This window comes from Alcanivorax sp., assembly GCF_014762765.1.
Classification (GTDB): Bacteria; Pseudomonadota; Gammaproteobacteria; order Pseudomonadales; family Alcanivoracaceae; genus Alcanivorax.
The window spans coordinates 1-3,404 of the sequence record NZ_JABURH010000166.1 but is presented as its reverse complement, the minus strand read 5'-3'; the positions used below and the strand labels follow the sequence as shown (position 1 = coordinate 3,404).

The following is a 3,404-nucleotide window of genomic DNA, read 5'->3' as shown; positions in this document are numbered from 1 at the left end:
AGGCCTTTGCCACCGGTGTCAGCAGGGCCACACGGTCTTCCGCCTTTTTCTTGGCGTCCGCGTCTTCGCTGAACTTGGCGGTATCCAGTTGCATGCCTACATAGGCGGCCAGGGCACGGCCGCCTTCATTGATGGCTCGCATGTTCATCAACATGCGGCGCACATCACCGTGAACGATGATCGGGTCCGCCGGGCCATTGGGATTCTTCGCACCTGTGGCGCTTCGGCCCTGCAGGCGTTCGCGGGCATAGTCCACGGCGCTCTGGTAGCTCACTTCACCCAGGCCCAGGCCCTGCAGGCCGATGGACAGGCGCTCGTAGTTCATCATGGTGAACATGCAGGCCAGCCCCTGGTTGGGCTCGCCAATGATCCAGCCCTTGGCGTCGTCGAAGTTCATTACGCAGGTGGCAGAACCCTTGATGCCCATCTTGTGCTCGATGGAGCCACAGGTGGCACCGTTGCGCTCACCGGCATTGTTGTCCGCGTCGGGCAGGAACTTGGGCACCAGGAACAGGGAGATCCCCTTGGAACCGGCCGGGGCATCCGGCAGTTTCGCCAGCACCAGGTGGATATGGTTGCTGGTCATATCGTGCTCACCACCGGTGATGAAGATCTTGGTGCCGGTGATGTTGAAGGAACCGTCCGCGTTGGGCTCAGCCTTGGTACGCAGAATACCCAGGTCGGTGCCGGAGTGGGGCTCGGTCAGGCACATGGTGCCGCTCCACTCACCACTGTAGAGCTTGGGCAGATATTGCTCTTTCAGTTCCTGGCTGGCGTGGGCATCGATGGCCAGGCAGGCGCCGCTGGTGAGGGCTGGATACAGAGCGAAAGAGGAACAGGCGCTATGCATCATTTCTTCGAACAGCACCGCCAGGGACTTGGGCATGCCCTGGCCACCGAATTCCGGATTACCGGAGAACGCACTCCAGCCATTTTCGGCAAAGGTCTTGAACGCGTCCTTGAAACCGTCCGGAGTAGTCACTTCCCCGTCATTCCAGGTGCAACCCTGCTCGTCACCGTTGCGGTTCAACGGGAACAACAGGCCTTCGGTCATCTTGCCCGCTTCTTCCAGAATGGCGTCGGACAGGTCGCGGGTTACCTCGGCGGTGGCAGGCATGGAGGCCCACAGCTGATCCGCTTTGAACACATCGTTGAGAACAAAACGCATGTCCTCGAGGGGCGCTTTATAGGTCGCCATTTGCACATCTCCCGAAAGTTGGCAGGGCGCAAATTTTAGGCAGCCAGGGCCTCAGGTAACAGGGTTATTTGTGACCCGCCGTTCATGGCCCCCACCATTAACGCAAGATTCACATATTCTGAGAGAGATTAAGGACATAAAGTGTCTTTTCGGCACAATTTGCCTTATTTTCGCCGAAAATAGAGAAGCCCTCTTCGTCTATTCAGCCGGCTCCGGCCGACGCCACATCCACAGCAGCACCACACACAGAAACAGGGGCACACCGATTTTCACGTAATCCGGGGCGGAAGACAGGCTGATCAGGCCGATGCTGAGCAGCATCATGGTGGAGGCGGCACACTTGGCGCGGCGGGGAATGGCTCGCTGTTCACGCCACTGACGGATATGACCACCATGGCGGGGATGATGCGTCAGCCAGTGCTCAAGCTGCGGCCAGCCATGGCTACCGGCCCAGGCCGCCAGCAGCAGGAACACCACCGTGGGCATGCCCGGAACGATCACACCGATCATCCCCAGCAGCACAAACAGCATCGCTAACGAGCGCCAGCAAAGCACCCTGACTGTTTCCATTTCTCCCCTCCTGGAACAGGCAATGAACTCACTTCCTGCGAGAGAGTCATTACAGCATGCCCGATTTTCGGGGAATAAAAAAACCCGCCGGACGGCGGGTTTTGCGGGTCAATCGACGTGATAAGCCAGCGGGTCGTCCAGAACCGTCTCGCCTTGTGCCGCTTCCGAGTCTGCAGAAGCCCCGGAAATCGCTTTCAGACGCTCCTCGAGCTGCTCTCGGCTCACTGGCTCACCATTGAGGCTGAGGATGCCGCCATTGGCGTTGATGACACCGCGCCAGCGCTCGCCTTGCCGTTCCACCACCCCCTGCTCTGCCAGGGCAGTCAGCCTGCCGGCGTAGGGGGGCGGTACCAGGGAGTCGTGCATGTCCACTCGCACCGTTATATCCAGCATCTGCTGGATCTCCGTCTCACTCAACGCCATCAGCTCCTGCGTGGACAGGTTGTTGCCGTCCAGGCCCAGGTAGCGAGCCTTGCTGTCCAGGGTGAGCTGCCGCTCACCCTGGTGATCCACCAGCATTTGCAACGCCAGTTCACTGTCTCCAGGGTGTAGCAGTTGCTCGGCTGCCACCTGAGTCATCTCCGCCAGCAGGGTCTGGATACGCATCATCTGCTGCTCCATGTCCTGCTCACCATTGCCGGACAGGGCGCCCATCAGGGCCTGGGTCTGGATTTCATCCATTTCACGGTTGAGTGCATGCACCCTGACCAGTGCCTGCTTGTCCAGGCCCGCGTATTCCATGCCAAGGTAGGCACTATCCATGGGCAGCGGCACCATGGGCCCGGCGATCTGCTCCAGCCACAACCGGCTGTTGCCACTGAGAGTTTCACCGTGGTCCTGGCTGGTTCCCTGCAGGGTCAGATCAAACGCCAGCATCGGCTGCTCCCCCTGAGACCAACGCAACTGCTTGCCGGTAAGGTTGATATCTGCCAGAGGCAATTCGCCGCCCAGCATGGCAACCACATCCACCGAGCCGGTGAGCGAATCCACCGCAAAGCCCATTTTCGGGGAGGACACATCCAGCCCCTGCAGGGACAGGTAGGAATTGACCGGGTAGGCATCCGCACTCGGCCGCAACACGTCCAGTTGCAACTCCTCAAGCACCACCTTGCCCATTGGCGAGTCCAGATTCACCGGCGCCACCGCCACCTTCATGGTCAGGCTGCCGTCAAACCCATAGCGGCTGTAACCACTCACCGGCGGCTTGCCCTGGAAGATCTCATTCACCATGGCTGCCATTTCCGCTGGCAGGCCACTCAGATCCAGCACTTCCTCGCTGGCAGCGATGCCCACAAACAAGCCATCACCGGTCCAGGCGAAAGGGCCGTGATGGATAGTGCTCAGGGAACAGATCTTGCCCGACAAGGCACCCAGGTTTGCATTCGATGCCAACTCGCCCTGAATGATCAGGCAGGTCACCGCCTCGGAGCGGAACAGCCCGCGGTCATAGCTGAACACATCAAAGATGATATCGGTCTGCCCCGGAATCACTTCCAGGCCGGCGACTTCTTCGCGAACCAGCGTTTCAGCACGCATGCCCACATAAAACGTGGCCCCCAGCCACGCCACAACCAGCACCAGAATCAGTGCAACAAGCTTCTTCATGGATATATCCCCCTTATCCCTGTTATGTCTT

The 3,404-nt window shown here is 59.7% G+C and carries 3 protein-coding genes; all 3 read right to left on the bottom strand.

The window, feature by feature from the left end; all coding sequences use genetic code 11:
- Positions 1 to 1,198 (bottom strand): acyl-CoA dehydrogenase family protein (locus tag HUJ17_RS12310; RefSeq protein ID WP_290510967.1); only part of this gene is annotated, 1,198 nt, incomplete at its 3' end.
- Between the two features lie 198 nt (positions 1,199 to 1,396).
- Complete coding sequence (locus HUJ17_RS12305) at positions 1,397 to 1,768, bottom strand: YbaN family protein (protein ID WP_290510966.1); 372 nt, start codon at positions 1,766 to 1,768, stop codon at positions 1,397 to 1,399.
- 108 nt (positions 1,769 to 1,876) lie between these two features.
- Complete coding sequence (locus HUJ17_RS12300; protein WP_290510965.1) at positions 1,877 to 3,373, bottom strand: DUF945 family protein; 1,497 nt, start codon at positions 3,371 to 3,373, stop codon at positions 1,877 to 1,879.
- Positions 3,374 to 3,404 lie beyond the last annotated feature (31 nt).